We start from the raw sequence: 26149 nt of genomic DNA, 5'->3' as shown, positions 1-26149 counted from the left end.
GTCTCACCGTCACACACCTGTCATCCCGATAACGCACTTGGCCTCCATACGGAGGGCATGGTGATTCGACACGTTCAGCTTGGCACCCGCAAGTTTCGCGGCGTTTTCAACATTTTTGCAGCGCTTGCTGCCATGGCGCCGGCTGCCGCGAATGCGCAGGCGGCAGGTGGCGGCGATCCGGCCGGGTCCGGCCCGATCGTGGCGGCGCTGGGCTGGCTTCAGGGCACGCTGCTCGGCCATGTCGCCACGGCCGTCGCGGTCATGGCGGTGGCGGCGGTCGGTTTCATGATGCTGACCGGGCGCATGAACTGGCGCTTCGGGGCGACCGTCATCATCGGCTGCTTCGTGCTGTTCGGTGCCGGCGCGATCGTCTCCGGCATCCAGTCGGCGGCGGGCTGAGGCATGAGCCTCGCGCGCTTCCCGGTGCACCGCGCGCTCACCCGCCCGCAGATGTTCGCGGGGGTGACCTTCACCTTCTTCATCATCAACGGCCTGGTGACGACGGAAGCCTTCCTCATCACCAAGAGCTTCTGGGCGCTGCCGGTGGCGCTGCTGGTGCATGGCATCGGCTACCTCGCCTGCCTGCGCGAGCCGCGGATCTTCGACCTCTGGCTCGCCAAGGTCAGCAAGTGCCCGCGCGTGCCGAACTGGCAGCGTTGGGGCTGCAACAGCTATTCGCCCTGAGCGGGCGCGCCAAGCAAACGGCGGGGGAAGCGACAAGATGTCCGGGAACAGAAAGTCCGTGCTGAAGGGCTGGGGTGCCAAGGAAGCCATGGTGGGCGACCGGCTGCCCTACCAGTCCTTCGTCGACGAGAACGTCGTGCTGCTGCGCGACGGGTCGGTCATGCTCTCGCTGGTGGTGCCGGGCCTTGCCTTCGAGACCGCCGACAGCGAGGAACTGAACGCCCACGTCGCCACCCGCGAAGTGCTGCTGCGCTCCTCGCTCGACGCGCGCTTCGTGCTGTACCACCACGTGATCCGCCGCCGGGTGGAGATCGCGATGGACGGCCAGTTCGACGATCCGCTGGCCGCCCATATCGATGCCCGCTGGAAGGCGCGCACGGGGTCCGGCGCGCTGTTCGTCAACGACCAGTTCATCACCCTGGTCCGCCGCCCCGCGCGCGGCAAGGCGGGCTGGGCCGACAAGCTGTCCCGGTTCATGAAGAATAGCGGCAAGGCACCCGCCGAAGCCGATGTCTCCGACGTGCGCACCTTGCGCGCGGCGGCGACGGCGATGGTCGCCTCGCTCGGTTCCTACGGCGCGCGTATCCTCGGCGACTACGAGGGCGGGGCGGGCAACTGCTCGGAAGTGCTGGAACTGGTCTCGGCGCTCTACAACGGCGAGATGCGCCCGGTGCGCCGCCCGGTGGAGGGCACCGACCTTGGCCACATGCTGCCCTATCGCCGGATCAGCTTCGGCATGGACGCGCTGGAACTGCGCGGCGCCGAAGGTTCGGGCTTTGCCTCGCTGGTGAGCCTCAAGGACTATCCCGATTCGACCTCGCCGGGCCTCACCGACGCCTTGCTGCGCCTGCCCGCCGAACTGGTCCTGACCGAGACTTATGCCCCCTGCGACCGCCAGATCGCGCGTGAACGCATCGACCTGGCGATCCGCCGCCTGCGCTCGGCGGATGAAGAGGCGATGGCCGAGCGCCGTGAAATGAGCGCCGCGCGCGATGCGCTGGGCACCGGCGCGGTCGGTTTCGGCGACCATCACCTGTCGGTGCTGGTGCGCTCGCCCACGCTCGAGGGGCTGGACGAGGTGACCGCCTCCTGCGCCGCCGCGCTCGCCGATGCCGGGGCCGTCGCGGTGCGCGAGGACGTCAACATGGAGCCCGGCTTCTGGGGCCAGTTCCCCGGCAACGAGGCCTACATCGTGCGCCGGGCGCTGATTTCCAGCGCCAACATGGCCTGTTTCGGCTCGCTCCACGGCTTTGCGATGGGGCAGGCGAGCGGCAACCACTGGGGCGATGCGGTGACGCTGCTGGCCACCACCAGCGCGACGCCGTTCTTCTTCAACTTCCATCAGGGCGATCTCGGTAACTTCACCGTCATCGGTCCGTCGGGTTCGGGCAAGACGGTGGTCATGAACTTCCTCGCCGCGCAGGCGCAGAAGTTCTCACCCCGCACCGTCCTGTTCGACAAGGATCGCGGCGCCGAAGTGTTCCTGCGCGGCATCGGCGGTACCTACAGCCGCGTCGCCGCCGGGCATCCGACCGGCTTCAACCCGCTCTCGCTGCCCGACACCGCCGCCAACCGCGCCTTCCTGCGCGACTGGCTGGGCGTGCTGCTGGAAGCCAAGGGGCCCGAGGAACTGGCGACGATCGCCGGCGCGGTCGACGCGGCCTATCACAACGATCCCTCGCTGCGCCGCCTCTCGCACTTCCGCGAATTGCTGGCGGGCGCGCGCCGTCCGGAACCCGGCGACCTCGCCAGCCGCCTCGACGCGTGGCTTCAGGGCGGCGAACATGGCTGGCTGTTCGACAACCAGCATGACCGGCTCGACCTCTCGGCCCGCGTGCTGGGCTTTGACATGACCGCGCTGCTGGAAAGCCCGCGCCTGCGCACGCCGGTCATGATGTACCTGTTCCACCGCATCGACGAGCGCCTCGACGGCGAGCCGACGATGATCCTCATCGACGAGGGCTGGAAGGCGCTCGACGACGAAGTCTTCGCCGCGCGCATCCGCGACTGGCTGAAGACGCTGCGCAAGCGCAACGCGCTGGTCGGTTTCGCCACCCAGTCGGCGCGCGACGCGCTCGACAGCAAGATCGCCACCGCGCTGGTCGAACAGACCGCGACGATGGTGTTCATGCCCAATGCCCGCGCCCGCCATGAGGACTATTGCGAGGGCTTTGGCCTCTCGCAGCACGAACTCGACGTCATCAAGACGCTGCCCGCGCACTCGCGCTGCTTCCTGATCCGCCAGTCGGACGCCTCGGTGGTGGTGCGCCTCGATCTTTCGGGCATGCCCGAAGTGCTCACCGTGCTGTCGGGCCGCGAGAGCACCGTGCGCAAGCTCGACCAGCTTCGCGAACGCTACGGCGACGAGCCTTCGGCGTGGTATCCGCTGCTCACCGGCCTCCAGTGGCCCAACGACCAATGGGGCGAGCAGGACGAGGATGCCGCCTGGGGCCAGGCGGCGGAGTAAGGCGGATGAGCGCCGCCTGCGAACAACTGACCGAACTGGCCTCCCAGGGCGTTGCCCCGGCGCTGCGCGCGGTGGACTGCGTCTCGAACGAGATGGCGGCGGCCGCCTTCGGGCGCCTGTTCGGCGCCGGCGGGGCGATGGGGCCGGTCCTCATCCTCGTGCTGACGCTGTACATCGCGTTTCTGGGCTTCTCGCTGCTGTCCGGGCGCTCCAGCCTCAGCGTCTCGGCGCTGACGCCGCGCATGCTGACGATCGGCTTCGTGCTGACTTTCGCGACCAGCTGGATGGCTTACCAGAGCGTGGTGTGGAACCTCGCCATCGGCGGCCCGGACTGGATCGCGGGCGCGGTGATGGGCGCCAGGGGATCGGCCACGCAGATCTTCGGTGACCGCATCGACATCGTTTTCAACGCCATTGCCGAAGCCTCTCAGGCTGCCGGGCAGGGCGGCGGTGAAGCGGCCCAGGGGGCGGCTGAAGGCGCTGCCGCCGGAGCCGGGGCGGGAGCCGGGGCGGTCAAGGCCGCAGCGGCGGCCGGCGGCGCGGGGCTGTTCTCGCCCGACAGCGTGATGTGGATGGGCGCGCTGATGCTGCTGCTCGGCACCGTGGGCGTGCTGCTCACCGCGCGCATCGCGCTGGGCGTGCTGGTCGCGCTCGGGCCGATCTTTGTGGTCATGGGCCTGTTCGGCGGCACCCGCGGGCTGACCGCGGGGTGGCTGCGCGGTGTCGTGCTGACCGCGCTGACGCCGCTGTTCGTGGTGCTGGGCGGCGGGATCACGCTGGAACTGCTGGTGCCGATCGTCTCCTCGCTGGTCCAGGGCGCGCAGCTGGGCGAGATCGACGGGCGCGCGGCCATGGCGCTGTTTGTCGTCGCCGCCGTGCATCTGGCGCTGATGGGCATGATGCTCAAGGTTTCCGCCACGCTGGTGTCCGGCTGGCGGGTGTTCGGCCTTGCCGACGGCGAGCGTTCGCGCGGACGCGGCGACAGCGCCTCGCAGGCCGCGCCGCCGCCGCCTTCGGTGCAGGTGCAGCCATTTGCGACTTCCGCTGCGCAAGGCCGCGCGCCTGCCGTCTCTGCCGCCAGCGCGGCGGCCATGGCGGCCTCGGGCGGCGGCGCGGGTGCGGCAACGCATTCAAGCGAACGGCGAACCGTGGTAACCCAGGTCTCGGGCGGCGGAATCGAGCCGCTGGGACACAGCCATGCCTCGCGGGCGCGCGGCATCGGCAGCCGGTTCCGCAGTGCATCGAACGACAGCGGGCGCCCGGCGTCCCACCCTAACGCGACCCAGAACACCGCATCGAAGCCGGTGAAGGAGAATTCGTGATGTTCCGCAGCAAGGCCCAAATTCGTGGAGTCTCCCTCGCTGTGACCGCCATTCCCGCGCTGCTGATGCTCGCCTCGTCCGCACAGGCGGACGAGCGCCTGGTCGAGCGTCCCTTCGCCGACAACCAGGTGGTGCGGATCGACGGCAAGGCCGGGGTCCAGGCGACCATCGCCTTCGGCAAGGGCGAATCGATCGAGAACGTGGCGGTCGGCGATTCGCAGACCTGGCAGATCACCCCCAACAAGCGCGCCGACCTGCTGTTCGTGAAGCCGCTGGAAGCCAGCGCGCGCACCAACATGACGGTGGTGACCAACCGCCACACCTATTTCTTCGACCTGGTCGCCTCGGCCAAGGCGCGGCCGCTCTACATGCTGCGCTTCACCTACAAGGACGAACCGGCCGAGACCGCGCCCGCCATTCCGGGGGCGGCGCTGGCAGGTCTCGAACCGTCCGAGCGCGCGATCGCCGAGGGTGATGCGATGGCGATGCCCGCCGATCCGGCAGCGCTCAACTTCGCGTGGAAACGCACCGGCGCGCCCAGGCTGCTGCCCGCGCGTGTCTATGACGACGGGCTTTCCACTTATCTGCTCTGGCCGGAAAACACTGCGGTGCCCGCCATTCTCGTGCAGAACGAGAAGGGTGAGGAAGGCCCGGTGAACTACGCCGTGCGCGGCCAGACGATCGTGGTGGCCGAAGTGCCCCGGCTCATCATCCTGCGCTCGGGCAAGGCCAGCGCCGCGCTGGAAAACAACCGCAGCGATGCGGCGCCGGCCGCTGCTGCCGCACCGGCTGCTCCCGCGGCAGCGGTCGCTGCCAATACTGCTTCCACGCCTGCTCCGGCCAAGGGGAACTGACCATGGCGCCCAATTCCTCGATGCGCGAAAAGATCGCCGCCGATGCCGCTACCGACCCGCGTGACGGGCAGGGCGCCGAGGTCATCGATCTTACCACCCGCAACGTCCTGCCGCGCGTCACCCAGCGCAAGAAGGCCGACGGGCTGGGGCTTGCCGCCGGGATCGTGTTCGTGATGGCACTGGGCGGGCTGACGCTGTGGTCGATGGATTCGGTGCGCAAGTCGCCGGTTGCAGGGGTTGAACCCACGCCGCCCGCCGCTGCTCCGCAGGCCGCCGCCATCGCGCCCGCTCCCGCCGTGCCCGCGCCCGCGCCGGTCGCCGCGCCAGCCGCCGCGCCGCTGCCCGCCCCGGCGCCCGCGCCGGTGCTGGCCGCAGCGCCGGGCGCTGCGCCTGCCGCCAATCCTTACGCCAGCCCGACCGTGGTTTTCGACGTCGGCGCCGGACCGGCGCCGGCCGGGCTTGCCGGACCTGCCGGTGAAGCCAAGGGCGGCGGCAACGCCAACGACGATTTCGCCGCGCGCGTGGGCGGCACCGGCTCCACCGCCTCGGCGACCCGCAACTTCGATCCGGCCACCACGGTCACGCAGGGCACGCTGATCCCGGCGGTGCTGGAAACCGCCATCGATACCGACGTGCCCGGCTACGTGCGCGCCATCGTCTCCACCGACGTGCGCAGCTTCGACGGCAAGCGCGTGCTCATCCCGCGCTCCTCGCGCCTGATCGGCCAGTACAAGAGCGGCCTCACGGCGGGGCAGAAGCGCGCCTACGTGATCTGGAGCCGGTTGATCCGCCCGGACGGCGTCTCGGTGAACCTCGGCTCGCCCGCCGTTGCCTTCGGCGGCGAGACCGGCCTTGCGGGCAAGGTCAACAGCCACTTCTTCGAGCGTTTCGGCTCGGCCATGCTGCTTTCCGTCGTCGGCGGCCTCTCGACCATCGTGTCGAGCGGGTCGAGCGTGGTGGTCGGCGGCGGCCAGTCGGCGGCCGCGGCGGCGATCCAGCAGAACGGCAGTGTCGGCCCGACCATCCGCGTGCGCCAGGGCGAGCCGATCCGCGTGTTCACCGCCAAGGACCTCGACTTCAGCCAGGCGCAATGATCGGTGAAGATTGGATCGATGGCGGACGTTCTTTCCCTTCAGGCCCTGCCTGCCGCACCCCTGCCTGACGCACCGATGTCTGACGCATCCATGTCTGACGGGGGCGCGCAAGGCGCGCAGCGCAGCGTCTATCTCGACGCCTACCTCGCGCCGCTGCGGCCCTGGCTCGACAAGGAGACGGTGACCGAGATCCTCGTCAACCGGCCGGGCGAGGTGTGGATCGAGGATGCGGCGCTTTCCGGCATGCAGCGCGTGGCCTTGCCCGCGCTCGACAACCGCCTGCTCCAGCGCCTTGCCGAACAGGTCGCGCGGATCAGCCACCAGGGCATCAACCGCGAGCATCCGCTGCTCTCCGCCACGCTGTCCGGCTATGGTGGGGGCCATGGTGGCGGTGCGCGCATCCAGCTGGTCGGCCCGCCGGCGACGCGGTCCGACTGGGCCATGGCGATCCGCCGCCACCGGCTGCTCGAACTGCCGCTCGACGCCTACGACCGCGGCCCGATCACCCCGCCGGTCGAAGAACCGACGCCCGATCCGATGGCCGAGCCCATCGCCTTCCTGCGCGACGCCATCCGCCGCCGCCGCACGATCCTGATCTCGGGCGGCACCTCGACCGGCAAGACCACCTTCCTCAATGCCATGCTCGGCGAAATCCCCGGGCACGAGCGCGTGGTGCTGGTGGAGGACACCGCCGAATTGCACCTGCCGGGCGCCAACGGCGTGGGCCTGATCGCGGTGAAGGGCGAACTGGGCGAGGCGAAAGTCTCCGCCAACGACCTCCTCCAAGCGGCGCTGCGCCTGCGGCCCGACCGCATCGTGCTGGGCGAACTGCGCGGCGGTGAGACCGTTTCGTTCCTGCGCGCGATCAACACCGGCCATCCGGGCTCGTTCTCGACCGTCCACGCGAATACCCCGCGCGGCGCGCTGGAGCAGATCGCGCTGATGTCGATGCAGACGGGTCTGGGGCTGACGCGCGCGGAGACGCTGGAATATGCGGCCTCGGTGATCGATATCGTCGTCCAGCTTGACCGGCGGGACGGGAAGCGCGGGATCAGCCAGATTGCCGAGAGTGCGACTTTGGTAGGGTAAAAGATACAGGCAAGTCCTGGGGGATGATCCCCCAGACCCTCGAAACGTCTTCGTCGCGCCCAGCCTATCCGTCGTGCGCTCCTTGCGGCGCAGGGGGGCTATGCTCCCCAGCTTTTACTCTTCCCCCTTAATCGACGATCGCCAATCCCGCCGCATCGCGCACCTCGCACTCCAGCCCGAGCCAATCGGCCAAGGCCTTGTGATCCTTGGCGACGCCGGGGCTGTAGAGCGGGCGCATCACTTCGCAGAGCGTCAGCACCAGCGCGCCATCCTCGATCCGCAGCGAGGTCTGCGACAGGCCGGACTGCGAGCAGCCGGTCAGGCGGCGGCAGAGGCGCACCGCGAGGCCCCAGCCGATCGCGCGGTCGAGGTCTTCCTTCGAGGCGAGGCGGGCGAAGGCGTCCGGCACCTCGGTCTTGCCGGAATTGGCAAAGACGGTCATCGCCATCATCGCGCGGCCGTGCATGTCGAGGCCGATCCAGCGCTTGCGCAGGGCCCAGGTCATCGCCTCTTCGGTGCGCAGGTTCGGTTCGGTGCGCATCGCGGCGAGCGCGAGCAGGCCGGAGGCCTGGCGCAGCTGGCGGTCCTGCGGTTCCTCGCGGCAGACGGCAGCGGTCCATCTGGCAAGGGCGACGGCATCGTCCGCCGTCACGCGGGCGCTGGCGGAAAAGGCGGCGACGCTGGCCAGCATCGGGTCCTCGGCCTGCACCTCGGCATCGAGCTGGGCGTGAAGCAGGCCTTCGCGCAGGCCCCAGGAGGAGAACACCAGCTTGGACGGTTTGAGGCGGGTGATGACTTCGGCCATCAGCGCGGCGGCATCGGGCAGCGAGGCGAGGCGCGAGGCGGACGTGCGCGAATCGACGTCGCCCAGCTTGCCCCTGGCGAATTCGCGGGCGAGGTCGAGCGCCTGCGAGGCGGGCAGTTCGAAGCCGTGGGGATCGTCCACCGGCCAGTCGAGCACACGCATGGCCTGAAGCGCGAGCGCGCGCCAGGACCCGCCGACGATGTAGAGCGGCAGGCCCTTGCCCTGTTCCCATCCGGCCCGCTTGAGGCCGTCGCGCACGGTGTCGGCAAAGGCGGCCGGTCCCCTGGCGCGCAAGTCCGGCAGCCGCAGGGTGCCGAGCGGCAGGGTAACGCCGTGCCAGCTTTCGCCATCGGCGATCTCGACGAGTTCGAGGCTGCCGCCGCCAAGGTCGGCGGCAACGCCGCGGGCGCCGGGGAAGGCGGCGATCACGCCGGTGGCGCTGGCGCGGGCTTCTTCCTCGCCGGTGAGCAGGCGGGGGTGGAGGCCGAGGGCCCGGACCGCGTCCAGGAACTCGGGGCCGTTCGTTGCATCGCGCGCGGCGGCGGTGGCCACGCATTCGACGTTTTTCACCTCGAACAGGCGCAGCAGGCCGGCGAAGCGGCCGAGCGCGATGAGCGCGCTGCGGATGCCCTTTTCGGCGATCGCGCCGGTCTTGCCGAGGTCGCGGCCCAGCCGGGCGCTCACCTTTTCGTTGAGGATGACGACGGGTGCGCGGGGCGGCCCGTTGTAGATCACCAGACGCACGGTGTTCGAACCGATGTCGATGATCGCGCGCTTTTCGCTCTTGAGGCTGATGCCGATCATAGGAAAACCAGGCTGATGCCGATCATAGGGGGTCTTTGGTCGATTGCCTCTCGAGCCCGAGACTCGGGCCAATTGCCCCCCTTATGTCAGATGTTGCCTCGTCTTAGCGAGAGCTTTGGCACTTTTCGTCCACTGGCAAGCGACGCGCCGCGTCCTGAGAGCGACGGGTTGGTCATGAAATAGCGGTGGAGATTGAAGGGGTTGTCCACTTCTCCCACCCGGTCGTAGCTGCCGTCGGGGTGGAGCACCCAGGACTGTTCGGTGTCGAGCAGATTGGCCAGCATGACCTGGTCGAGCACCTGGTCGTGCACGGTCTTGTTGGTGATCGGCACCATGACTTCGACCCGGCGGTCGAGATTGCGGCTCATCGCGTCGGCCGAGGTGATGTAGACCTTGGCCTTGCGGTTGGGCAGGTCCGCGCCGTTGGCGAAGGCCCAGATGCGGCAGTGTTCGAGGAAGCGGCCGATCACCGACTTCACGGTGATGTTTTCCGACAGTCCGGTGATGCCGGGGCGCAGGCAGCAGATGCCGCGCACGACGAGTTCGATGTCGACGCCCGCCTCGCTGGCGGCATAGAGCTTGTCGATGAGGCCCGGGTCGGTCAGCGAGTTCATCTTGGCCCAGATCTGCGCGGGCTTGCCGGCGCGGGCATTGGCGATCTCGCCGTCGATGTTGGTGTAGAGCGTGGAGCGCAGCGAAATGGGCGAGATCGACAGGCACTCGGTGCCCTTGGGCTCGACATAGCCGGTGATGAAGTTGAACAGGCGGCCGACGTCGCGCCCCATCGCCGGATCGGCGGTGAAGTAGGACAAGTCGGTATACACGCGCGCGGTGATCGGGTGGTAGTTGCCGGTGCCGAAGTGGCAGTAGGTGCGATAGCCGTCGCCCTCGCGCCGCACCACCATCGAGGTCTTGGCGTGGGTCTTCCAGTCCACGAAACCGTAGATCACCTGAACGCCCGCGCGTTCGAGCTGGCTGGCCCAGAGCAGGTTCTGCTCCTCGTCGAAGCGGGCTTTCAGTTCGACCACCGCGGTCACCGACTTGCCCTGTTCGGCGGCGCCGATGAGGGCGGAGATGATCGCCGACTGCTTGCCGGCGCGGTAGAGCGTCTGCTTGATCGCGATCACGTCCGGGTCGCGCGCGGCCTGGCGCAGGAAGTCGATCACCACCTCGAAGCTTTCGTAGGGGTGCTGGACAACGATGTCCTTCTCGCGGATGGCGGCGAAGATGTCGCCGTCATGCTCGAGGATGCGTTCGGGATAGCGGGGGGTATAGGGCTCGAACTTCAGTTCCGGGCGGTCCTCGTCGCAGATCGTCGACAGGCCGGAGAAGCCGATCAGCCCCTCGGTCTTCATGATCAGCGCCTTGTCGAGCCCGAGCTGGTTGCGCAGCAGCTCCTCGGCGGCCGGGTCGAACTTGCCCTGCAGCTGGAGCACGATGACAAGGCCGCGGCGGCGGCGCTGGATCGCGGTGCGGTAGTAGCGCACCAGGTCCTCGGCATCTTCCTCGATCTCGATGTCGCTGTCGCGCAGGATGCGGAACACGCCGTGGCCGTGCAGCGTGAAGCCGGGGAACAGTTCGTCCGCGTTGCGGCAGATCACGTCCTCGATCGAGATCCACGCCGCCTGCTCGCCGGGAATGCGCACGAAGCGGGGCAGCGGGGCGGGGATCAGCACCATTTCCATGACCGGCGCGTCATCCGCCACGCGGGTCAGCGAGAACAGGATGCCGATGCCCTGGTTGGCGACGAAGGGGAACGGATGCGCCGGGTCGATCGCCTGCGGGGTGATCACCGCCATGACGTGTTCGAGGAAGTAGTTGCGCAGCCAGGCCCGCTGCTCGGCATCGAGCGGTTCCTCGCCCACCACCCGGATGCCTTCCCCGGCCAGCTGGACCTTGAGGTCCGCCCAGGTTTCCTGCTGGATCGCCTCGAGTTGCAGCACCTTTTCATGGGTGATGGCGATGGCCTGCGAGGGGGTGAGGCCGTCCATCGAGATTTCCTCGATCTGGCGGCGCACCTGCCCGGCGATGCCGGCGACGCGCACCATCAGGAACTCGTCGATGTTGCTGCCCGAGATCGAGAGGAACCGCAGCCGTTCCAGCAGCGGGTAATGGGGATTGCTCGCTTCGGCGAGAACACGCTCGTTGAAGGCCAGCCAGCTCTGCTCGCGGTTGAAGTAGCGGTTGGGCAGGGTGGCGAGGTCGGTCACCGGGCTGCGTTCACCGGGGGCCGTGTCTTCGTGAATGTCCAGCATGTCCTACGTCTTCGTTCGAGCGAGTCATGGGCGCCATGCACCCCTTGGCCCCCCTTGCATGCCATGATGTCACTTTTGCTGCAATTGTGGGGGCTTCTTGCGCAATCTATCAAGTTCCGGCGGCAAGATCCCGTTTGAAAAATGCCCGCAGGGCATTTTTGCGCGGCACCGGCCCGCTCCCCCACCCGACCACCCACGAGTGTATCCTGATGGGTGGTCGGCCCCCTCAGCGAAAAGGTCCCCCGGACCCTTTCGTGTTCTTCGGGACGGGAGCGGGCCGGTGCCGCGCAATTCGCATCGCGAATTTTCAAACTGAATCCAGGACCAATGGAAGATCATTGCAGTGCAGCATAGTTTCGCGCACAGTCACGGCCGATGATCAAGGCGGCTCTCCACCATCTCACGCGCTACCGTTACTCCCGGCGGGTGCGCCTCGGTCCCCAGGTGATACGGCTGCGCCCCGCGCCGCATAGCCGCACGGCGGTCCCCAACTATTCGCTGAAGATCAGCCCGCCCGAGCATTTCCTCAACTGGCAGCAGGACCCGCACGGCAACTGGCAGGCACGGGTGGTGTTCCCCGACCCGGTCGATCATTTCTCGATCGAGGTGGACCTCCTGGCCGAACTCGCCGTCATCAACCCCTTCGACTTCTTCGTCGAGCCCGAGGCGGAGACCTATCCCTTCGCCTATTCGGAGAGCATGAAGGCGGACCTTGCCGCCTATTTCGAGCTGGAAGAGCAGGGCCCGCTGTTTGAGGAACTGGTCGCCCAGCATGCCGGCTACGAAGGCCGCACGGTCGATTTCCTGGTCGACATCAACAGCCGCCTGCAGCAGCGCATCGGCTATGTGATCCGCATGGAGACCGGGGTGATGACCCCGGAAGAGACGCTGGCCGTGGGCATCGGTTCCTGCCGCGATTCGGCCTGGCTGCTGGTGCAGCTGCTGCGCCGCCTCGGCTTCGCGGCGCGGTTCGTCTCGGGCTATTCGATCCAGCTGGTGGCCGACGTCATTCCCAAGGACGGCCCCAAGGGCGTGCTGGAGGACGTGACCGACCTGCACGCCTGGGCCGAGGCCTATGTACCCGGCGCGGGCTGGATCGCGCTTGACGCCACTTCGGGCATGTTTGCGGGCGAGGGGCACATTCCGCTCTGCGCCGCGCCGCACTATCGCTCCGCCACCCCGATCGAGGGCATGGCCGAGCCTGCCGAAGTCGATTTCCATTTCGAGATGGACGTCTCGCGCATTGCCGAGGCGGTGCGGATCACCAAGCCCTTCACCGAGGAACGCTGGCAGGCGCTGCTGGACCTTGGCGACAGGGTGGACGCCGATCTTGTGGCGGCGGGCGCCAATCTCACCATGGGCGGCGAGCCGACCTTCATCGCCGACGGTGATTTCGAGGCGCCCGAGTGGAACGGCGCGGCGGTCGGCCCCACCAAGGCGGCCTATGCCGACACGCTGATCCGCCTGCTGCGCGCGAAGTTCGCGCCGGGTTCGCTGCTCCACCACGGGCAGGGCAAGTGGTATCCGGGCGAGACGCTGCCGCGCTGGGGCTATTCGATCTACTGGCGCGGGGACGGCGTGCCGATCTGGCGCGACGAGAGCCTGATCGCCGGCGAGAAGCCGCTGGAAAAGGGCGGCGATCCCGATCCGGTGCCGACGATCGATGCCGCCGCCGCCGATGCGCTGCTGCGCGACACCGCGCTCAACCTCGGGCTGGCGGAGGAATTCGTGCAGCCGGTGTTCGAGGATGCCGACTGGTGGAAGTTCCGCGAGGAGCAGCTGCCGGTCAACACCGTGCCCGAAGATTCGCATATCGACGACGAGGAACTGGCCCGCCGCTTCCGCCGCGTCTACCGGCGCGGGCTGGAAAAGCCGACCGGCTTTGTCCTGCCGGTGCAGCGCTGGAACGCCTCGGTAAGCCAGGCGCCGCGCTGGAAGAGTGAAGTCTGGCGGGTGCGGCGCGGGGTGCTGACGGCGGTTTCGGGCGATTCCGCGCTCGGTTACCGCCTGCCGCTGGGCGCGCTGCCCTATGTGCCGCCTTCGGCCTATCCCTATATCCACCCGCGCGACACGGCCGAGGCGCGCGAGCCGCTCGCCGATTACCGCGAGCAGGTGACCGCGCGCGGGTCCGAGACCCGGCTTTCGGGCAGCAACGAGGCGCAGCGGACCGAATATGTCCGCGCGGCCGACAGCGGCGCGGCGGGAGAGCGCGTCGAGCAGCACCTGATCGAAGGCGCGGTGCGCACCGCGCTGACGGTGGAGCCTCGCGGCGATTACCTGGCCGTGTTCATCCCGCCGACCGAGCGGCTGGAGGACTATCTCGAACTCGTCGCCGCCGTCGAGGCGGTCGCCGCCGGGCAGCGCGTTCCGGTGCGGATCGAGGGCTATCCGCCGCCGCCCGATCCGCGCCTGCAGGTGCTGAAAGTCACCCCCGATCCCGGCGTGATCGAAGTCAACATCCACCCCTCCGCCTCCTGGCGCGAGACGGTGGAGATCACCGAGACGCTTTACGACGCCGCGCGCGAGGTGGGGCTGACGGCGGACAAGTTCATGGTCGACGGCCGCTCGATCGGCACTGGCGGGGGCAACCATATCGTGCTGGGCGGGCCCAGCCTGCTCGACAGTCCGTTCATCCGCCGCCCGGACCTGCTGAAGAGCTTCGTCACCTACTGGCAGCGCCATCCCTCGCTCAGCTACCTGTTTTCCGGCCTGTTCATCGGCCCGACCAGCCAGGCCCCGCGCATCGACGAGGCGCGCCACGATGCGCTCTACGAGCTGGAAATCGCGCTGTCCCAGGTGCCCAATCCATTTGCAGGGGGGGCTGAGCATGCGCAACCGGCGCCGTGGGTGGTGGACCGCCTGTTCCGCAACCTGCTGGTCGACGTCACCGGCAATACCCACCGCACCGAAATCTGCATCGACAAGCTGTTCAGCCCCGATGGGCCGACCGGCCGCCTCGGCCTTGTCGAGTTTCGCGGCTTCGAGATGCCGCCGGATGCCAAGATGAGCCTTGCCCAGCAATTGCTGCTGCGCGCGCTCACGGCGTGGTTCTGGAAGGAGCCGCAGTCCGGGCCGCTGGTGCGCTGGGGCACGCAATTGCATGACAGGTTCATGCTCGGCCATTTCGTCTGGGCGGACTTCCTGGACGTGCTGGGCGATCTTGCCCGCGCCGGATACCGCTTCGACCCGGCATGGTTCGAGGCGCAGCGCATGTTCCGCTTCCCGGTCCACGGCGAGGTCGAGGGCGGCGGCGTGACGCTGGAAATCAGCCATGCGCTGGAGCCGTGGAACGTCTTGGGCGAAACCGGGGCGATCGGCGGCACCGTGCGGTATGTCGACAGTTCGACCGAGCGCCTGCAGGTGCGGGCGAGCGGGCTGGTCGCCGGGCGCCATGTGATCTCGTGCAACGGGCGGCGGGTGCCGCTGACGATGACCGGGCCGGGCGAAGGCGTCGGCGGCGTGCGCTACAAGGCCTGGGCGCCGGCCGAGTGCCTGCACCCGATGCTGGCGGCCCATGCGCCGCTCACCTTCGACATCATGGACTTGTGGAACGGCCGTTCGCTGGGCGGCTGCGTCTACCATGTCGCCCATCCCGGCGGCCGCCATTACGACGACGTGCCGATCAACGGTTATGAGGCCGAGGCGCGGCGCAAGGCGCGGTTCCAGCCGCACGGCCATTCGCCCGGGCCGATGCCGGCCCCGCCCGAGGAAGTGCCGGGCGAGTTCCCCTATTCGCTCGACTTGCGCCGCCCGGTCGGGGCATGATGACCCCATGGCCGCCGCACCGCCGCCCGGACTGACCGATAGCCCGCCCGGCTGGCTCGATGCCTACCCGGTGCCGGTCTCGGGCGGCGACCTGTTCGGTGATGCCGCCGATCCGGTTGCCGCGCGCTGGCGGGCGGTCGCCTCCGGCCTTGCCGCGCTGTCCGAGGGCGATCCGGTGGCCTTGCAGGACACCGCCACGCGCAATGCCGCGGACCTTGGCCTGACCTTCCGCGTCACCGGCGAGGAAGAGGAACGCGCATGGCCGCTCAACGCCATGCCGGTGGTGATCGGCGCGGGCGAGTGGGAGGTGATCGAGCGCGGGCTGATCCAGCGCGCCGAACTGTTCGAACACCTCGCCGCCGACATCTACAGCGACCAGCGCATGGTGCGCGAAGGCCATCTGCCGGCGGCCGTCATCGCCGGAAGTCCGTTCTTCGCGCGCAAGATGCTCGACCCGGCCCGGCGGCTGGGGGCGGAGCAGGCGCATCCCCATTTCATCCAGGTCTATTCGGCCGACCTCGCGCGCGGCCCGCGCGGCCAGTGGCGGGTGCTGCAGGACCGGGTGCGGATCGCCTCGGGCATCGGCTACGCGCTGGAAAACCGGCTGGCAATGACCCGGCTCGCCGGGCACCTGCTGGCCGACCAGCAAGTGCGCCGCATCGTCGATTTCTTTGCGGTCATGCGCGAAGGCATGATTGCCGCCTGCGGGCGCGAGGCGCCGCGCATCGCGCTGCTGACCCCGGGGCGCTTCAACCAGACTTATGCCGAACAGGCGCATCTCGCGCGCTATCTCGGCTTTCCCTTGGTGGAAGGGCGCGACCTCTCGGTGGTGGAGGACCGGCTCTGGGTCGGCACGATCGCGGGCCCCAAGCGCGTCGATTCGATCTGGCGCTGGATCAACACGACGTCGCTGGACCCGCTGGCCTTCGACGCCCGCTCGCAGCTTGGCGTCGCCAACCTGTTCGAGGCCTGGGCGCGCGGCGGTGTGGGCATGATCAACTGGCCGGGCACCGAAGTGCTGGAAAGCCCCGCCTTCGCCGCCTTCATGCCGCGTCTGTGCAAGGTCGTGCTGGGCGAGGAACCGATCCTGCCGAACATCGCCACCTGGTGGTGCGGGCAGGCGGCGGAAGGCGCCACCGTCGCCGCGCGGCTTGCCGAGCTTGCGATCTTGCCCGCCTTCGGCCAGCCGGTCGAGGGGCTGGAGCGGCGCGAGCCGGTGGCCGGTGCCGACCTCGACAGCGTGCAGCGCGGCGCGCTGCTCGAGGCGCTGGCCCGCCGCCCGATGGACTATTGCGGGCAGGAGATCGTCCACCTCTCCACCGCGCCCGCCATCGTCGGCGGCGAAGTGGTGCCGCGCCCGTTCACCGTGCGCGCCTTTGTCGCCCGCGATGCCGACGGCAACTGGACCGTCATGCCCGGCGGCTTCGCCCGCCTCGCCGCCAGTCAGGCGCTGCCGACCTCGCTGATGGGCGAGGGCGAGATTTCCGCCGACGTCTGGGTGGTGGACGAGGCGCCGAGCCCGGCGCAGTTCACCGTGCGCACGCTGACCGAGCCGCCGATCTCGCGCGGGGGCGGCATTCTCGCCAGCCAGGCGGCGGACAATCTCTACTGGTTCGGCCGCTACAACGAACGCGCGCAGCTGGTCACGCGCGTGCTGCGGGCCTTGCTCGACGGCTCGGTGGAGATCGATGGCGGCCCGGCGGAGCAGGGCGGCGTGGTCGGCGCGCTGGTCGGCCTGCTGGGCGAAACCGGCAGCATCGCCCCGCAGGACGAGGCTCCCGGCGCGGCGGCGGACGTGCAGGCGATCTGCGCCGCGGTGCTGGCGGAGGCAAGCCTGCCCGGCGGCGTCACCGCGCTGATGCGGCGGCGCCAGGCGGTGGGGCTGGCCCTGCGCGAACGCTTCGCGCGCGACTTCTGGCGGCTGGTCAGCCAGGCCGTGCCGCAAGTGGACCTCCATCGCCCCGCCACCCTGCTGGGCGCGGTGCGGTCGCTGACCGAGCATTTCAGCGCGCTGGCGGGCCTTGTCTCCGAGAACATGGTGCGCTCCGCCGCATGGCGCTTCCTCGAGATCGGCCAGCGGATCGAGCGTGCGCAGGGCATCTGCCGCATGGTGCGCCGCCTCGGCGATGCCGCCTCGCCCGCCGGGCCGGATGGCCCCGACGGCACCGGCGCCCTGGGCGTGCTGCTGGACTTGTGCGACAGCCAGATCATCTACCGCACGCGCTACCTGACCGGGCCGATGGCCGGGCCGGTGCGCGATCTCCTGCTGCTCGATCCCGACAACCCGCGCGCGCTGGTGTTCCAGATCGCCGGTGTGGTCGAGCATCTCGCCGCGCTGCCCAGCGTGCGCGACGACAACCTGCCCGAAGCGCCGATGCGCGCCGCCCGCGCGCTGCTCGGCCGCCTCCAGGCCGCCGCCGCACAGGACATGACCAGCCTTGCCCTCACCGAGATCGAGCAGGAACTCTACGGCCTGTCCGACGCGATTTCGGCGCGTTACTTCCTCCAGTTCGACCCCGAACAGGCCGAGCGGCGGACCGCCTTGCTGTGATGCGCTATTCGGTCAGCCATATCACCACGCTGGAATATGCCGCCCCCGTGCGCCTCGCCCAGTTCAACGCGCGCCTGCGCCCCAGCCCATGGCGGGGACAGCGCCTCAGCGACTATGCGCTGAGCGTCGATCCCCAGCCCGCCACCGTGGCCGAGCGCGAGGGCGGCTACTACGTCAACGAGGCGCGGTTCTCCCTGCGCGAGCCGATCTCCCGGCTCCAGATCGAGAGCCGCTTCACGGTGGAGAAGGAGCCGCTGCCCGCGCGCATCACCGATGCCACCGGCCCCGGCCTTGCCGACTTGCGCGAACGGGCGATGCTCAAGCCCGACCTCTCGCCGCTCGGCCCCGCCTCCTACAGCTTCGCCTCGCCGATCGCGGTGCCGGAGCGCGACATCGCCATGTGGTCGAGCGCGTTCCTTGGCGAGACGATGCCGGTGGTGGAGGCAGGCCGCGCGCTGATGGCGGCGATCCACGACCAGTTCGCCTACGAATCGGGCGCCACCGTCGCCGATACGCCGCCCATCGAAGCCTTCCGCGCGCGCCACGGGGTCTGCCAGGACTTCAGCCATATCATGATCATCGCCGCCCGCGCCCACGGCATCCCGGCGGCCTACGTCAGCGGCTACCTGCGGACCCTGCCGCCACCGGGTCAGGACCGCCTCGTCGGCGCCGACGCCATGCACGCCTGGGTAAACCTGTGGTGCGGCGACGAACTCGGCTGGATCGGCTTCGACCCCACCAACGACATGCTGGCCGATACCGACCACATCTTCATCGGCATGGGCCGCGACTACTCGGACGTCGCCCCGCTCGACGGCACCTTCCGGGGTTCCTCGGAGCAGACGATGTTCTTCTCGGTAGACGTCGCGCCGCTGGACTGAGCGGCATTCCAGCGAAACTGGGACCGCTATGCGTGGGCGCGCAGCGGTTCAGAAGAGGAGAAAAGGGAAGTCCCGGGGGATGATCCCCCGGACCCTCGAAATGTCCACCTTGTGCGCCGCCTAACCGCTGGGCACGCATTGCGAGGTCGGAAGTGGCCACCGCTCCACCCACCCCGCTCATCCTGAGCTTGTCGAAGGATGGGAAGCCTCGCGCTCCGTATCATGGGGCTTAGACAGGCTCAGCCTGAGCGGGCGGGAACCGGAAACTCGTGACATCGGCGAGTAGGGGCAGTTGCGGAAAGACTGCTTTGATTTTGTTATGATTGAAATTACGACATCACAGAAACAATATTCGGGGATTCGAGCAATGCCCACATCAGATGAGTTTCGGAGCGAGGTAGGCCTGATTCTCCGGACAGCAGAGCGAAATGGGCTCCCCTATGTTGAAATCAATGCGGGCGAGCTCCACCGAAAGCTTGGAGGCTATCCCGGACATAATCATCAGATGCCCAGTTGCTGTCAGGCGATGGAGCAAGAGCGTCGAGTTTTGGACGAAGTCATCGCAGGTCCACCGAGCGGTAAAGGCGCAAGTCTGACTGTGCGCTATCATTTGCCACGTTGATTAGCCTTGGGCTGGTTGCAGACTGACTGTTTATGGCTGGAGGCTCGAAAAGGCGGGCCGGTTAGCGGGGAGCAGGTCTTGGGTGCCGCTGGTAAAGTTTAGGTGTATGTCGTGGCTATGGGACTTAAGCGATGGCTGGAAACGATTAATGATCTGCGCCCGTGGGTGCGCACCGAAAAGGATTGGCTAACAAAGACACGTTTGATGAACGACGGTGAGATTCAGCATGTGCTGCTGGAACAAGGGCCGCCGATTACCGAAGACATGCGCGATGCGGTTTACGGAGAACTCATTCAACTGCGCGGCAGCCTCAATAAAGCTGTAGGCTTGTGGGTAGTGGCCTCTTCACTGGCCTTTCTATCGATCTATGGCGTCGTCGAATCTGCCAGCCTCGGCGGTGTTGCGATAACCCGGAGCGGATTCTTGCCAGTGGCCTTGATCGGGGCCGCGTTAACATCGCTTTGGTTTTCTACAATTTTCACAAAATTTAGCATGCTGCGGACTTGGTTCGAGCAGCAGGCAAAGTTTGCAAAGCCGCCGCGAAAGGCCTGGCTTTATCTCCGTTATCCCGAGGCGTTTCATTATTTTAGTTTCTCACGGACAAGCCTTGGATATCCTAAAGATATGTTTCCAGTTAGCAGTGGCATGAGCCAGCTACTGGCGATAGCCCTTGTGGTTCTGATCGCTGTACTGGCGGCGCTAGGTAGCGTCGTAATGCAGTTCATCTTGATGGTCGAAGTCTGGCACACCGAATATCCAACGGCTTTGGTCGCGAGGTTAATTGTTGCTCTAGCGATGATCCTAAACGTCTTGGCGCTAATTGCGCCGCGGCCCTCGATCTTACGTCGGCGCTATGTTCATTACGGGCTAACACAGTTGTTGAGCCGTGCAGATAGACAGCGCTCAGATCGGGCTCATCGTTGGCTCGCCGTCATACGGGCGCACCGATGGCCCGGAGGCGATTGAGGCGTACCAGCGAACGCGTGCTTCCGAGTTTCCGTTATGCGCTGTTGGCGCGATGGCGCTAAGGACTGCCCAGCTTCGGTGATTGCGTCTAGGCGCAGCGCATGAATGCACCCATGCTTGTCGCCGCGCTGCTATGCGGGCTCAATTTCTGGACTTTCGCCGTCTACGGCTATGACAAGGTGCAGTCGCGCAGAGTCGGTGTAAGCGGCGGCCGGCGGGTGTCGGAGCGGCACTTGCTGACGCTGGCGGCTATCGGCGGGTCGCCCGGCGCGCTGCTGGGGCGGCGGATGTTCCGCCACAAGACGCGCAAGCAGCCCTTCGTGAACTACCTCATGGCCATCGTTGCCCTGCAGGCGATCGCTCTGGCCGGGCTGATCGGCTGGGTTGCGAGCGCCCCCTGACGCCCGCCAGCCAGCCTGTCAGTCGCGGTGTTCGGGCGCTGCGACGGGCTGCTCGGGGAAGATCCCGGCAATCGCCATGGCCGCGCCCAGCTTGGACAGCGTTTCGAGCAGGTCGCCCACCGCGTCCTCCTGAACCACCAGCTCCAGCGTCTCGCGAGTCGCCTGGGCGCCGCGGTCGCGCAGCGAGGAGACGAGTTCGAGAATCACCGCCTCGTGCTCCGAAACGTGATCGCAGGCCATCGGGCAGAACGCGAAAGTCTCCAGCGCGTCGCGGTTGAACATCAGCATGGCGCGGTGAAACGGCTGGAGCCCGCCGATCATGCGCCAGCGCGCGAAGGCCGGGGCGAGCGACTCGGCCGGGCAGCGGCGCTGCGACAGTGTCGTGACCCAGGCCCGCATCGACCAGACGAGGAAGCGGCAGCCTTCGTCCAGAGTGCTCAGCGGGCGGTCGACATACTGGTACATGGCAGGTCTCCAGGTTGCGAAACAGGCAATGCGCAAGGGCAGGGGCGGGGCTCTTTCCGGGCTTGGACGAAAAGAGCTTGCACTTGCGAATGATTATCATTAGCCATTGATACGCAGCTTGTCCTGGCCGTCAAGCCTGCACCCAAGGACCCGGTTCCGGCACTTGTCATGGGGTGTCGGTACTGCCCTTCCTGTCCTCCTGGGCCGGGTCGGTCTTGCCTAGCGCAAAAGACCACCCGGCCCGTTTTTTCCCAATCTTTCCCTAGGTTTTTCAGGGGATTTGCCCAGGTCTATCCACAGGCCTCGGCAGGCGATGTCCGCTGCCGGTGCACCGCCTGTCCCCAGACTTCCCCGAATTGGTGCCGGACTTGTCCACAGACATGCAAACACGCGCCGCCCGATGGGCCGCGCGTGTCGGTTTGCCGAACCGGCAGACGGAGAGGTTGCGGGAGGCGGCGGGAAATGCGCCTGTCAGCGGTAGTCGAAACCGCCCTTCGGCTTAATTTTCAACGTGTTCTGCTGAAGCGCCGTCATCAGGTAGGCGCCCACCAGCATAGGCACTTCGAGCATCTGCTTCTCGTCCCAGGTCTGGGCGAGGGTGTCCCAGGTCGAATCGGCCATGCAGTGATCGGCGACGAGTTCCTCCACCGCGCGCAGCATCGCCGATTCGTGCGCGCTCCAGCCCGGCGCGGCCGAGCCTTCCAGCACGCGCTCGATTTCCTCGGTGGTGATGCCGAAGGCCTTGCCGATATCGACATGCTCGCACCATTCGAACGGCGCCCCGGCCAGGCGGGCAAGGCGCAGGATCATCAATTCGCGCTCACGCCCCGGAATGGCGCCGCGCGCGGCCAGTTCGATGCCGAGGACCATCTGGCCCTTGAACATGCCGGGATGGCGCAGGGTGATCAGGCTGACGTCGGGGAAGGGGCGGCTTTCGGGGATATGGAAGGCGGCGCGAATCGCATCGACCTGCTCCTGTCCCTCGGGGCTGACCTCCTCGAGCCGCAGCGGGGCATAGCGCGGGCCGCCCGCCGTGGTCTGCGCCATGCGGGCCGCTTCGTCGAAATTCACCGGGCCGCTGTTGGGCTTGCTCATGTTCTAATCACCTGTGCCTAGGGAATGTGTTTGGGAAAGGGTCATGCTGCCGCATCGAAGGGTGCCCAGCGCGCCATGCGCTGGAGATAGGGGGCAAAGCGCTCGCGCACGGCGGCGGGATCGAGCCCGAACCGGGCGGGATCGGGCTTGCCCATGCGTTCGGTTTCGGTGTTGCCGGCCCACCACTGGGCCATGGCTTCGGCAAAGGCGGGGGAGACCTCCTCGCCGAGCCAGGCATAAAGCGCGCGCACTTCGCCGAGCGGGTCCTTGTGCATGGCGCGGAAGTGGATGTCGAAGAAGCGGTGGTCGTGGCCGCCCTCGCGAAAGGCGATGGCGCGGTTCATCGCCTCGGACCAGCAGCGCAGGTTGAGGTCGCCGAGGTAGGCCATGTCGACATGGTCGGTGAACTTGCCGATGATGTCGGCATAGACGGTGGCGACGGAGAGGATCACGTCGGCGGGATCGCGGTGGGTCATGACGAAACGGGCGTCGGGGAAGGCGGCGGTCAGCGCATCGAGGTAGAGCATGTGCGTGGGGGCCTTGAGGCGCCACGCACCCGCTGGTTCGCCCCACTGAAGCAGCTTCAAGGTGCGTTTCTGGTAGGCGTAGGTGTCGTTCAGGTCGGTTTCCAGCAGCCACTCGGAGTAGCGGGGTATCTGGGCGAAAGCCTGGAAGATCTGGCTCTTGAAATCGAGCGCCATCAGGTCCTGGCACTCCATCGCGCCATCGATGCCGGAGGGCGTGCGCTTGCCGCCTTTCAGCAGCGCATCGCCGCTGGTGGCGGCCACGCCGCGGCGCGGATCGGGGCCGGAAACCGTGGATGGCGGGGGGCAGGGCTGCGCACTTTCCCAGACGCGAAGGTAGCGGATTTCGGGGTCGCTGGCGAGCAGGTAGGACAGCGCCGAAGAGCCGGTGCGCGGCAGGCTGACGCCGAACAGCGGGGCGATGATCTGCTCGTCCTCGATCTCGGGATGGCGGCGATACCAGTCCTCGATCAGGAGGCGCTGCCTGAGGTGGAGCACGATCCGCTCGGTCAGCGCGCGCTCGCCCACGGCATTGAGGCGGGCTTCATTGCGGAGAGAATCGACAAGAATTTCAAGGCCTTCGCGGAAGCTGTCCGGTCCGAAATCGTTGAGGCCGGTCTGGCGCTGCGCGTCCTCGATCAGCTCCTTGTGATCCTGCATCGGTCCCTCTCCGGCGTCCGGCCTTGAGGCCGGATCGTGCGGGGGCGACTATGCTTGGCGGGAGCGCCGTGCGCCAACCGCCGGGGCGATGATGGAATGGGTCAGCTGCGCGCGGATCGCACGGCGGCGCCGCCCGCAAAGGGCGCGATGGCGAGCAGGACAAGGCTTGCCGCAGCGGCCAGCGCAAGGCCGCTATCGCCGCCCGAACCCAGGCTTCCGGCGCCGAAGATCAGCACCGGCACGGCCAGCGGGATCACCAGCAGCCCGCCCAGCGCCGCGCCGCCGCGCAGGCCGGCGGTAAGCGCGGCCACGGTCACGCCGAGCGCGGCAAGGCCGGGGGTTCCGGCCAGCAGGCCCAGTTCCACGGTGCGCAGCGTCGGCCCGTCGATCCCCAGCAGGGCGGCGGCGGGCAGGGCGGCGAGCATCAGCGGCGGGCCGAAACTTAGCCAGTGGGCCAGCACGCGCACGGCGATCACCATTTCCTCGGAGATGCCGCGCAGCGCCCATTGGTCGAACTGGCCGCCTTCGATGTCGGGCTCGACCAGCCGGTCGAGCGGCAGGATCGCGGCGAGCAGCGCGGCGATCCAGATCACGCCCCCGCCGGTCCGCGCCAGCAGCGGGGCAACGGGGCCGACCGCGAAGGGATAGAGCATGGCGACGGAGAGGAAAAACAGCACCGGCATCACCGCGCCGCCGCCGCGTCCGCCCAGTAGCAGGCGCGCCATGTCGCGCTTCAGGAGGGGGAGGAACCGCCCGCTCATGCCGCAAATTCACCGAGGGTCAGTGTGCGCTTGTGGGCCAGCGTGAAGGGCTGGTGCGAGGCGATCACGGCAATGCCGCCGTCCGCGCAGTGCTCGGCCACCAGCGCTTCGGTAAGGGCGGCAGCGTCGCTGTCGAGGCCGTTCAGCGGTTCGTCCAGCAGCCAGATCGCGGCATCCTGGCCGATCAGCCGGGCGAGGGCGGCGCGCTTTTTCTGGCCGGTGGAAAGATAGCGCACCGGCACCTCCAGCAGGGAGGCGAGGCCAAGGCGTGCCACGGCATGCTCTTGCGCGCGGTCCAGCACGCTCCAGAACGCCAGCGCCTTGCCCAGCGGCACCGCATGGTCGAGGGCGTGGCGTTCATCGATCAGGCCGATCGTGCCGCCGGTCCGCACGGTTCCGGCAAAGGCCGGGGCGAGGCCCGCGACGATGCGCAGAAGGCTCGACTTGCCGATGCCGTTGCTGCCGGTGACGTGCAGGGCCTCGCCCGGATCGAGGCGCAACGACAAGGCGCGGAACAGCAGCCTGTCTCCGCGCCGACACGCCAGATCTTCGATTGTTATGGACGCCCCTTGCATGCCGCCCTGCGATAGTGGAAAGGCGCGGCGCTGCCAAGGAAAGCGACAAGCGGCACAGGAGGCACCATGTCCATCGCCCGTCTTACCGATGCCGAGCGCGCCGCCGCGCTGGGCACGCTGCCCGGCTGGAACTTGCGCGAGGATGGCCTTGCCATCGTCCGCACCCTGAAGTTCGGCGATTTCAACGAGGCTTTCGGCTTCATGACCCGCGTCGCCATCGAGGCCGACAAGCGCGATCACCATCCCGAATGGTTCAACGTCTACAATCGGGTGGAGATCACGCTGACCACCCATGACGCCGATGGCCTGAGCGCGCGCGACGTGGCAATGGCCCGCTTCATCGACGGCATCGCCCCGGCGGCATAAGGCCCGTGGCCGAAGTCCTTTCCGGTTGCGGCCAGGATCGCTTTCTGACGCGGCCGCTGTCGGTCGTGCTCGATTTCGCGCGCTTCGGGGCGGCGTTGCTGGTGGCGGTGGGCCATGCCGTGCAGCTCGGCCTCTACCGCGGGCCGTTCCCGTTCGGCCTGAGGATGCAGCACTACTGCGTCATCGTGTTTTTTGTGCTGTCCGGCCTCGTCATCAGCACGTCGGTGCTGGGCGGCCGGTCGAGCCTGCCGCGTTATTTCGTGGCGCGAGTCTCGCGGATCCTGCCGGTGGCGATCCCGGCGCTGCTGTTCGCGGTGCTGGCCGCTTACGTGCTGGCCGGGCCGATGCGCGTCTATATCGACAACAGCCCCGACGACCCGCTCGAAGTGGCTTCGCGCCTGCTGCCGCCGATGGCGTTCGTTAGCGCCTGGCCGGGCATGCCCGCGCCGGTCTGGAACCCGCCGTACTGGTCGCTCTGTTATGAGGTCTGGTTCTACGCGATCTTCGCGCTGGCGGTGTTCCTGCGCGGCTGGGCACGGGTGGCGGCGGTCGCGGTGGCCAGCGTCTGTGCGGGCGGGGCGATCCTGCTGCTGATGCCGGTCTGGCTGATGGGCGCGGCGCTGACCCATGTTCCGGCGGCGCGCCGCTTGCCGTTGAGCGCTGCGCCCATGGTGCTGGTGGGCTGCGTGTGGCTGGCGCTGGCCTTGTTCGAGGTTGACCGGGCCGTGCTCAATCCGCTGCTCAAGGCGTGGTGGCCGGGCAAGGCGCAGTGGTCGCAATGGGCGTTCTCGGACTTCGCGATGGGACTGGTCATGGTGTTGGCGCTGATTGCCGTGCGGCCCTTGGCCGAGCGTTTCGCGGAGCCGATCATGCGCCTGCGGGAACTGGCGGGATTGCTCGCCGGATTTTCCTTCACGTTGTACCTGTTTCACTGGCCGCTGCTGCAACTCGCGCGTTCGCACGGGCTGGTCGCCGGGCGTAACCCGCTGGCCTTCGCGGCGTTGCTGGGGCTGGTGGTGGCGCTCTGCGCGCTGATTTCACTGCTGACGGAGCGCCAGTCGCCGCGCTTGCGGCGCTGGATGGAGGTGCGGATGTTCGCACCGGTGGCAGGACGGGCGCCCTTCTGAGCGGGCGCGCGCCTCG

At 68.0% G+C, this 26149-nt stretch carries 21 protein-coding genes; 14 read left to right on the top strand and 7 right to left on the bottom strand.

Features of this window, described 5'->3' with window-relative positions; translation table 11 throughout:
• Positions 1-57 precede the first annotated feature (57 nt).
• From CA833_RS01945 to virB11, 7 genes are read left to right on the top strand one after another with little or no spacing between them, the layout of a single operon-like run.
• Complete coding sequence (locus CA833_RS01945) at positions 58-399, top strand: TrbC/VirB2 family protein (protein WP_142632555.1); 342 nt, start codon at positions 58-60, stop codon at positions 397-399.
• Positions 400-402: 3 nt separating this feature from the next.
• Positions 403-684, top strand: a complete 282-nt coding sequence (locus CA833_RS01940; protein WP_207079052.1) for a type IV secretion system protein VirB3 — start codon at positions 403-405, stop codon at positions 682-684.
• Positions 685-721: 37 nt separating this feature from the next.
• Positions 722-3151 carry a VirB4 family type IV secretion/conjugal transfer ATPase gene (locus tag CA833_RS01935; protein WP_207079051.1) on the top strand — a complete coding sequence of 810 codons (2430 nt, stop codon included), beginning with the start codon at positions 722-724 and terminating at the stop codon, positions 3149-3151.
• A 5-nt stretch (positions 3152-3156) separates the two neighbouring features.
• Positions 3157-4473, top strand: a complete 1317-nt coding sequence (locus CA833_RS01930; protein ID WP_207079050.1) for a type IV secretion system protein — start codon at positions 3157-3159, stop codon at positions 4471-4473.
• Positions 4473-5327: a TrbG/VirB9 family P-type conjugative transfer protein gene (locus CA833_RS01925; RefSeq protein ID WP_207079049.1), complete on the top strand. Its 855-nt coding sequence runs from the start codon at positions 4473-4475 to the stop codon at positions 5325-5327. The genes CA833_RS01930 and CA833_RS01925 overlap by 1 nt, the downstream gene beginning before the upstream one ends.
• A gap of 2 nt (positions 5328-5329) precedes the next feature.
• Positions 5330-6421, top strand: a complete 1092-nt coding sequence (locus CA833_RS01920; protein WP_207079048.1) for a TrbI/VirB10 family protein — start codon at positions 5330-5332, stop codon at positions 6419-6421.
• 18 nt (positions 6422-6439) lie between these two features.
• Positions 6440-7510, top strand: coding sequence for a P-type DNA transfer ATPase VirB11 (gene virB11 / locus CA833_RS01915; protein ID WP_207079907.1), 1071 nt, complete (start codon positions 6440-6442; stop codon positions 7508-7510).
• 127 nt (positions 7511-7637) lie between these two features.
• Here virB11 and CA833_RS01910 read toward each other — a convergent pair whose 3' ends face one another.
• Together CA833_RS01910 and CA833_RS01905 are read right to left on the bottom strand one after the other, a co-directional pair.
• Complete coding sequence (locus CA833_RS01910) at positions 7638-9119, bottom strand: Ppx/GppA family phosphatase (RefSeq protein WP_142632562.1); 1482 nt, start codon at positions 9117-9119, stop codon at positions 7638-7640.
• 86 nt (positions 9120-9205) lie between these two features.
• On the bottom strand, positions 9206-11374 hold the full coding sequence (locus CA833_RS01905; RefSeq protein WP_207079047.1) for an RNA degradosome polyphosphate kinase: 2169 nt from the start codon (positions 11372-11374) through the stop codon (positions 9206-9208).
• A 375-nt stretch (positions 11375-11749) separates the two neighbouring features.
• On the opposite strand from CA833_RS01905, the gene CA833_RS01900 reads away from it, so the two are divergent.
• The 5 genes from CA833_RS01900 to CA833_RS01880 all read left to right on the top strand — a co-directional run bounded on the left by CA833_RS01900 (position 11750) and on the right by CA833_RS01880 (position 20560).
• Entirely contained in the window at positions 11750-15139 is a 3390-nt protein-coding gene (locus CA833_RS01900) for a DUF2126 domain-containing protein (protein WP_207079046.1), read from the top strand.
• Positions 15140-15146: 7 nt separating this feature from the next.
• Complete coding sequence (locus CA833_RS01895; RefSeq protein WP_207079045.1) at positions 15147-17690, top strand: circularly permuted type 2 ATP-grasp protein; 2544 nt, start codon at positions 15147-15149, stop codon at positions 17688-17690.
• Entirely contained in the window at positions 17690-18571 is an 882-nt protein-coding gene (locus tag CA833_RS01890; RefSeq protein WP_207079906.1) for a transglutaminase family protein, read from the top strand. The genes CA833_RS01895 and CA833_RS01890 overlap by 1 nt, the downstream gene beginning before the upstream one ends.
• Before the next feature lie 733 nt (positions 18572-19304).
• Positions 19305-20159 carry a hypothetical protein gene (locus CA833_RS01885; RefSeq protein WP_207079044.1) on the top strand — a complete coding sequence of 285 codons (855 nt, stop codon included), beginning with the start codon at positions 19305-19307 and terminating at the stop codon, positions 20157-20159.
• A gap of 101 nt (positions 20160-20260) precedes the next feature.
• A complete protein-coding gene (locus tag CA833_RS01880; protein WP_242526219.1) occupies positions 20261-20560 on the top strand; it encodes a DUF1294 domain-containing protein in 300 nt (99 codons plus the stop codon).
• A gap of 18 nt (positions 20561-20578) precedes the next feature.
• Here CA833_RS01880 and CA833_RS01875 read toward each other — a convergent pair whose 3' ends face one another.
• The 5 genes from CA833_RS01875 to ccmA all read right to left on the bottom strand — a co-directional run bounded on the left by CA833_RS01875 (position 20579) and on the right by ccmA (position 24640).
• Positions 20579-21025 (bottom strand): hypothetical protein, encoded by a 447-nt coding sequence (locus tag CA833_RS01875; protein WP_142632566.1) that lies wholly within the window; start codon positions 21023-21025, stop codon positions 20579-20581.
• 471 nt (positions 21026-21496) lie between these two features.
• Positions 21497-22120, bottom strand: a complete 624-nt coding sequence (locus CA833_RS01870; RefSeq protein ID WP_207079043.1) for a carboxymuconolactone decarboxylase family protein — start codon at positions 22118-22120, stop codon at positions 21497-21499.
• Between the two features lie 41 nt (positions 22121-22161).
• Positions 22162-23304 (bottom strand): sulfotransferase, encoded by a 1143-nt coding sequence (locus tag CA833_RS01865; RefSeq protein WP_207079042.1) that lies wholly within the window; start codon positions 23302-23304, stop codon positions 22162-22164.
• A 101-nt stretch (positions 23305-23405) separates the two neighbouring features.
• Complete coding sequence (locus CA833_RS01860) at positions 23406-24065, bottom strand: heme exporter protein CcmB (protein ID WP_207079041.1); 660 nt, start codon at positions 24063-24065, stop codon at positions 23406-23408.
• The gene (ccmA, locus tag CA833_RS01855; RefSeq protein WP_207079040.1) at positions 24062-24640 is read right to left on the bottom strand and encodes a heme ABC exporter ATP-binding protein CcmA; all 579 of its coding nucleotides are present in this window, start codon (positions 24638-24640) and stop codon (positions 24062-24064) included. The genes CA833_RS01860 and ccmA overlap by 4 nt, the downstream gene beginning before the upstream one ends.
• Positions 24641-24706: 66 nt before the next feature.
• Here ccmA and CA833_RS01850 point away from each other — a divergent pair, with 66 nt between their 5' ends.
• On the top strand, positions 24707-25006 hold the full coding sequence (locus CA833_RS01850; protein WP_207079039.1) for a 4a-hydroxytetrahydrobiopterin dehydratase: 300 nt from the start codon (positions 24707-24709) through the stop codon (positions 25004-25006).
• A 5-nt stretch (positions 25007-25011) separates the two neighbouring features.
• Complete coding sequence (locus CA833_RS01845; protein WP_207079038.1) at positions 25012-26133, top strand: acyltransferase; 1122 nt, start codon at positions 25012-25014, stop codon at positions 26131-26133.
• The last annotated feature ends 16 nt before the right edge of the window (positions 26134-26149 follow it).

The organism is Novosphingobium sp. KA1, assembly GCF_017309955.1.
GTDB lineage: Bacteria > Pseudomonadota > Alphaproteobacteria > Sphingomonadales > Sphingomonadaceae > Novosphingobium.
This window is presented reverse-complemented; position numbering and strand designations above follow the sequence as displayed.

Bases quoted from the DNA above. Each gene is read 5' to 3' on its own strand.
- CA833_RS01945 (WP_142632555.1), top strand. From the start codon at position 58: ATGGTGATTCGACACGTTCAGCTTGGCACCCGCAAGTTTCGCGGCGTT.
- CA833_RS01850 (WP_207079039.1), top strand. From the start codon at position 24,707: ATGTCCATCGCCCGTCTTACCGATGCCGAGCGCGCCGCCGCGCTGGGC.
- CA833_RS01865 (WP_207079042.1), bottom strand. From the start codon at position 23,304: ATGCAGGATCACAAGGAGCTGATCGAGGACGCGCAGCGCCAGACCGGC.
- CA833_RS01935 (WP_207079051.1), top strand. From the start codon at position 722: ATGTCCGGGAACAGAAAGTCCGTGCTGAAGGGCTGGGGTGCCAAGGAA.
- CA833_RS01880 (WP_242526219.1), top strand. From the start codon at position 20,261: ATGAATGCACCCATGCTTGTCGCCGCGCTGCTATGCGGGCTCAATTTC.
- CA833_RS01860 (WP_207079041.1), bottom strand. From the start codon at position 24,065: ATGAGCGGGCGGTTCCTCCCCCTCCTGAAGCGCGACATGGCGCGCCTG.
- virB11 (WP_207079907.1), top strand. From the start codon at position 6,440: ATGGCGGACGTTCTTTCCCTTCAGGCCCTGCCTGCCGCACCCCTGCCT.
- CA833_RS01900 (WP_207079046.1), top strand. From the start codon at position 11,750: ATGATCAAGGCGGCTCTCCACCATCTCACGCGCTACCGTTACTCCCGG.
- CA833_RS01920 (WP_207079048.1), top strand. From the start codon at position 5,330: ATGGCGCCCAATTCCTCGATGCGCGAAAAGATCGCCGCCGATGCCGCT.
- CA833_RS01940 (WP_207079052.1), top strand. From the start codon at position 403: ATGAGCCTCGCGCGCTTCCCGGTGCACCGCGCGCTCACCCGCCCGCAG.
- CA833_RS01910 (WP_142632562.1), bottom strand. From the start codon at position 9,119: ATGATCGGCATCAGCCTCAAGAGCGAAAAGCGCGCGATCATCGACATC.
- CA833_RS01870 (WP_207079043.1), bottom strand. From the start codon at position 22,120: ATGAGCAAGCCCAACAGCGGCCCGGTGAATTTCGACGAAGCGGCCCGC.
- CA833_RS01930 (WP_207079050.1), top strand. From the start codon at position 3,157: ATGAGCGCCGCCTGCGAACAACTGACCGAACTGGCCTCCCAGGGCGTT.
- CA833_RS01895 (WP_207079045.1), top strand. From the start codon at position 15,147: ATGGCCGCCGCACCGCCGCCCGGACTGACCGATAGCCCGCCCGGCTGG.
- ccmA (WP_207079040.1), bottom strand. From the start codon at position 24,640: ATGCAAGGGGCGTCCATAACAATCGAAGATCTGGCGTGTCGGCGCGGA.
- CA833_RS01925 (WP_207079049.1), top strand. From the start codon at position 4,473: ATGTTCCGCAGCAAGGCCCAAATTCGTGGAGTCTCCCTCGCTGTGACC.
- CA833_RS01905 (WP_207079047.1), bottom strand. From the start codon at position 11,374: ATGCTGGACATTCACGAAGACACGGCCCCCGGTGAACGCAGCCCGGTG.
- CA833_RS01890 (WP_207079906.1), top strand. From the start codon at position 17,690: ATGCGCTATTCGGTCAGCCATATCACCACGCTGGAATATGCCGCCCCC.
- CA833_RS01875 (WP_142632566.1), bottom strand. From the start codon at position 21,025: ATGTACCAGTATGTCGACCGCCCGCTGAGCACTCTGGACGAAGGCTGC.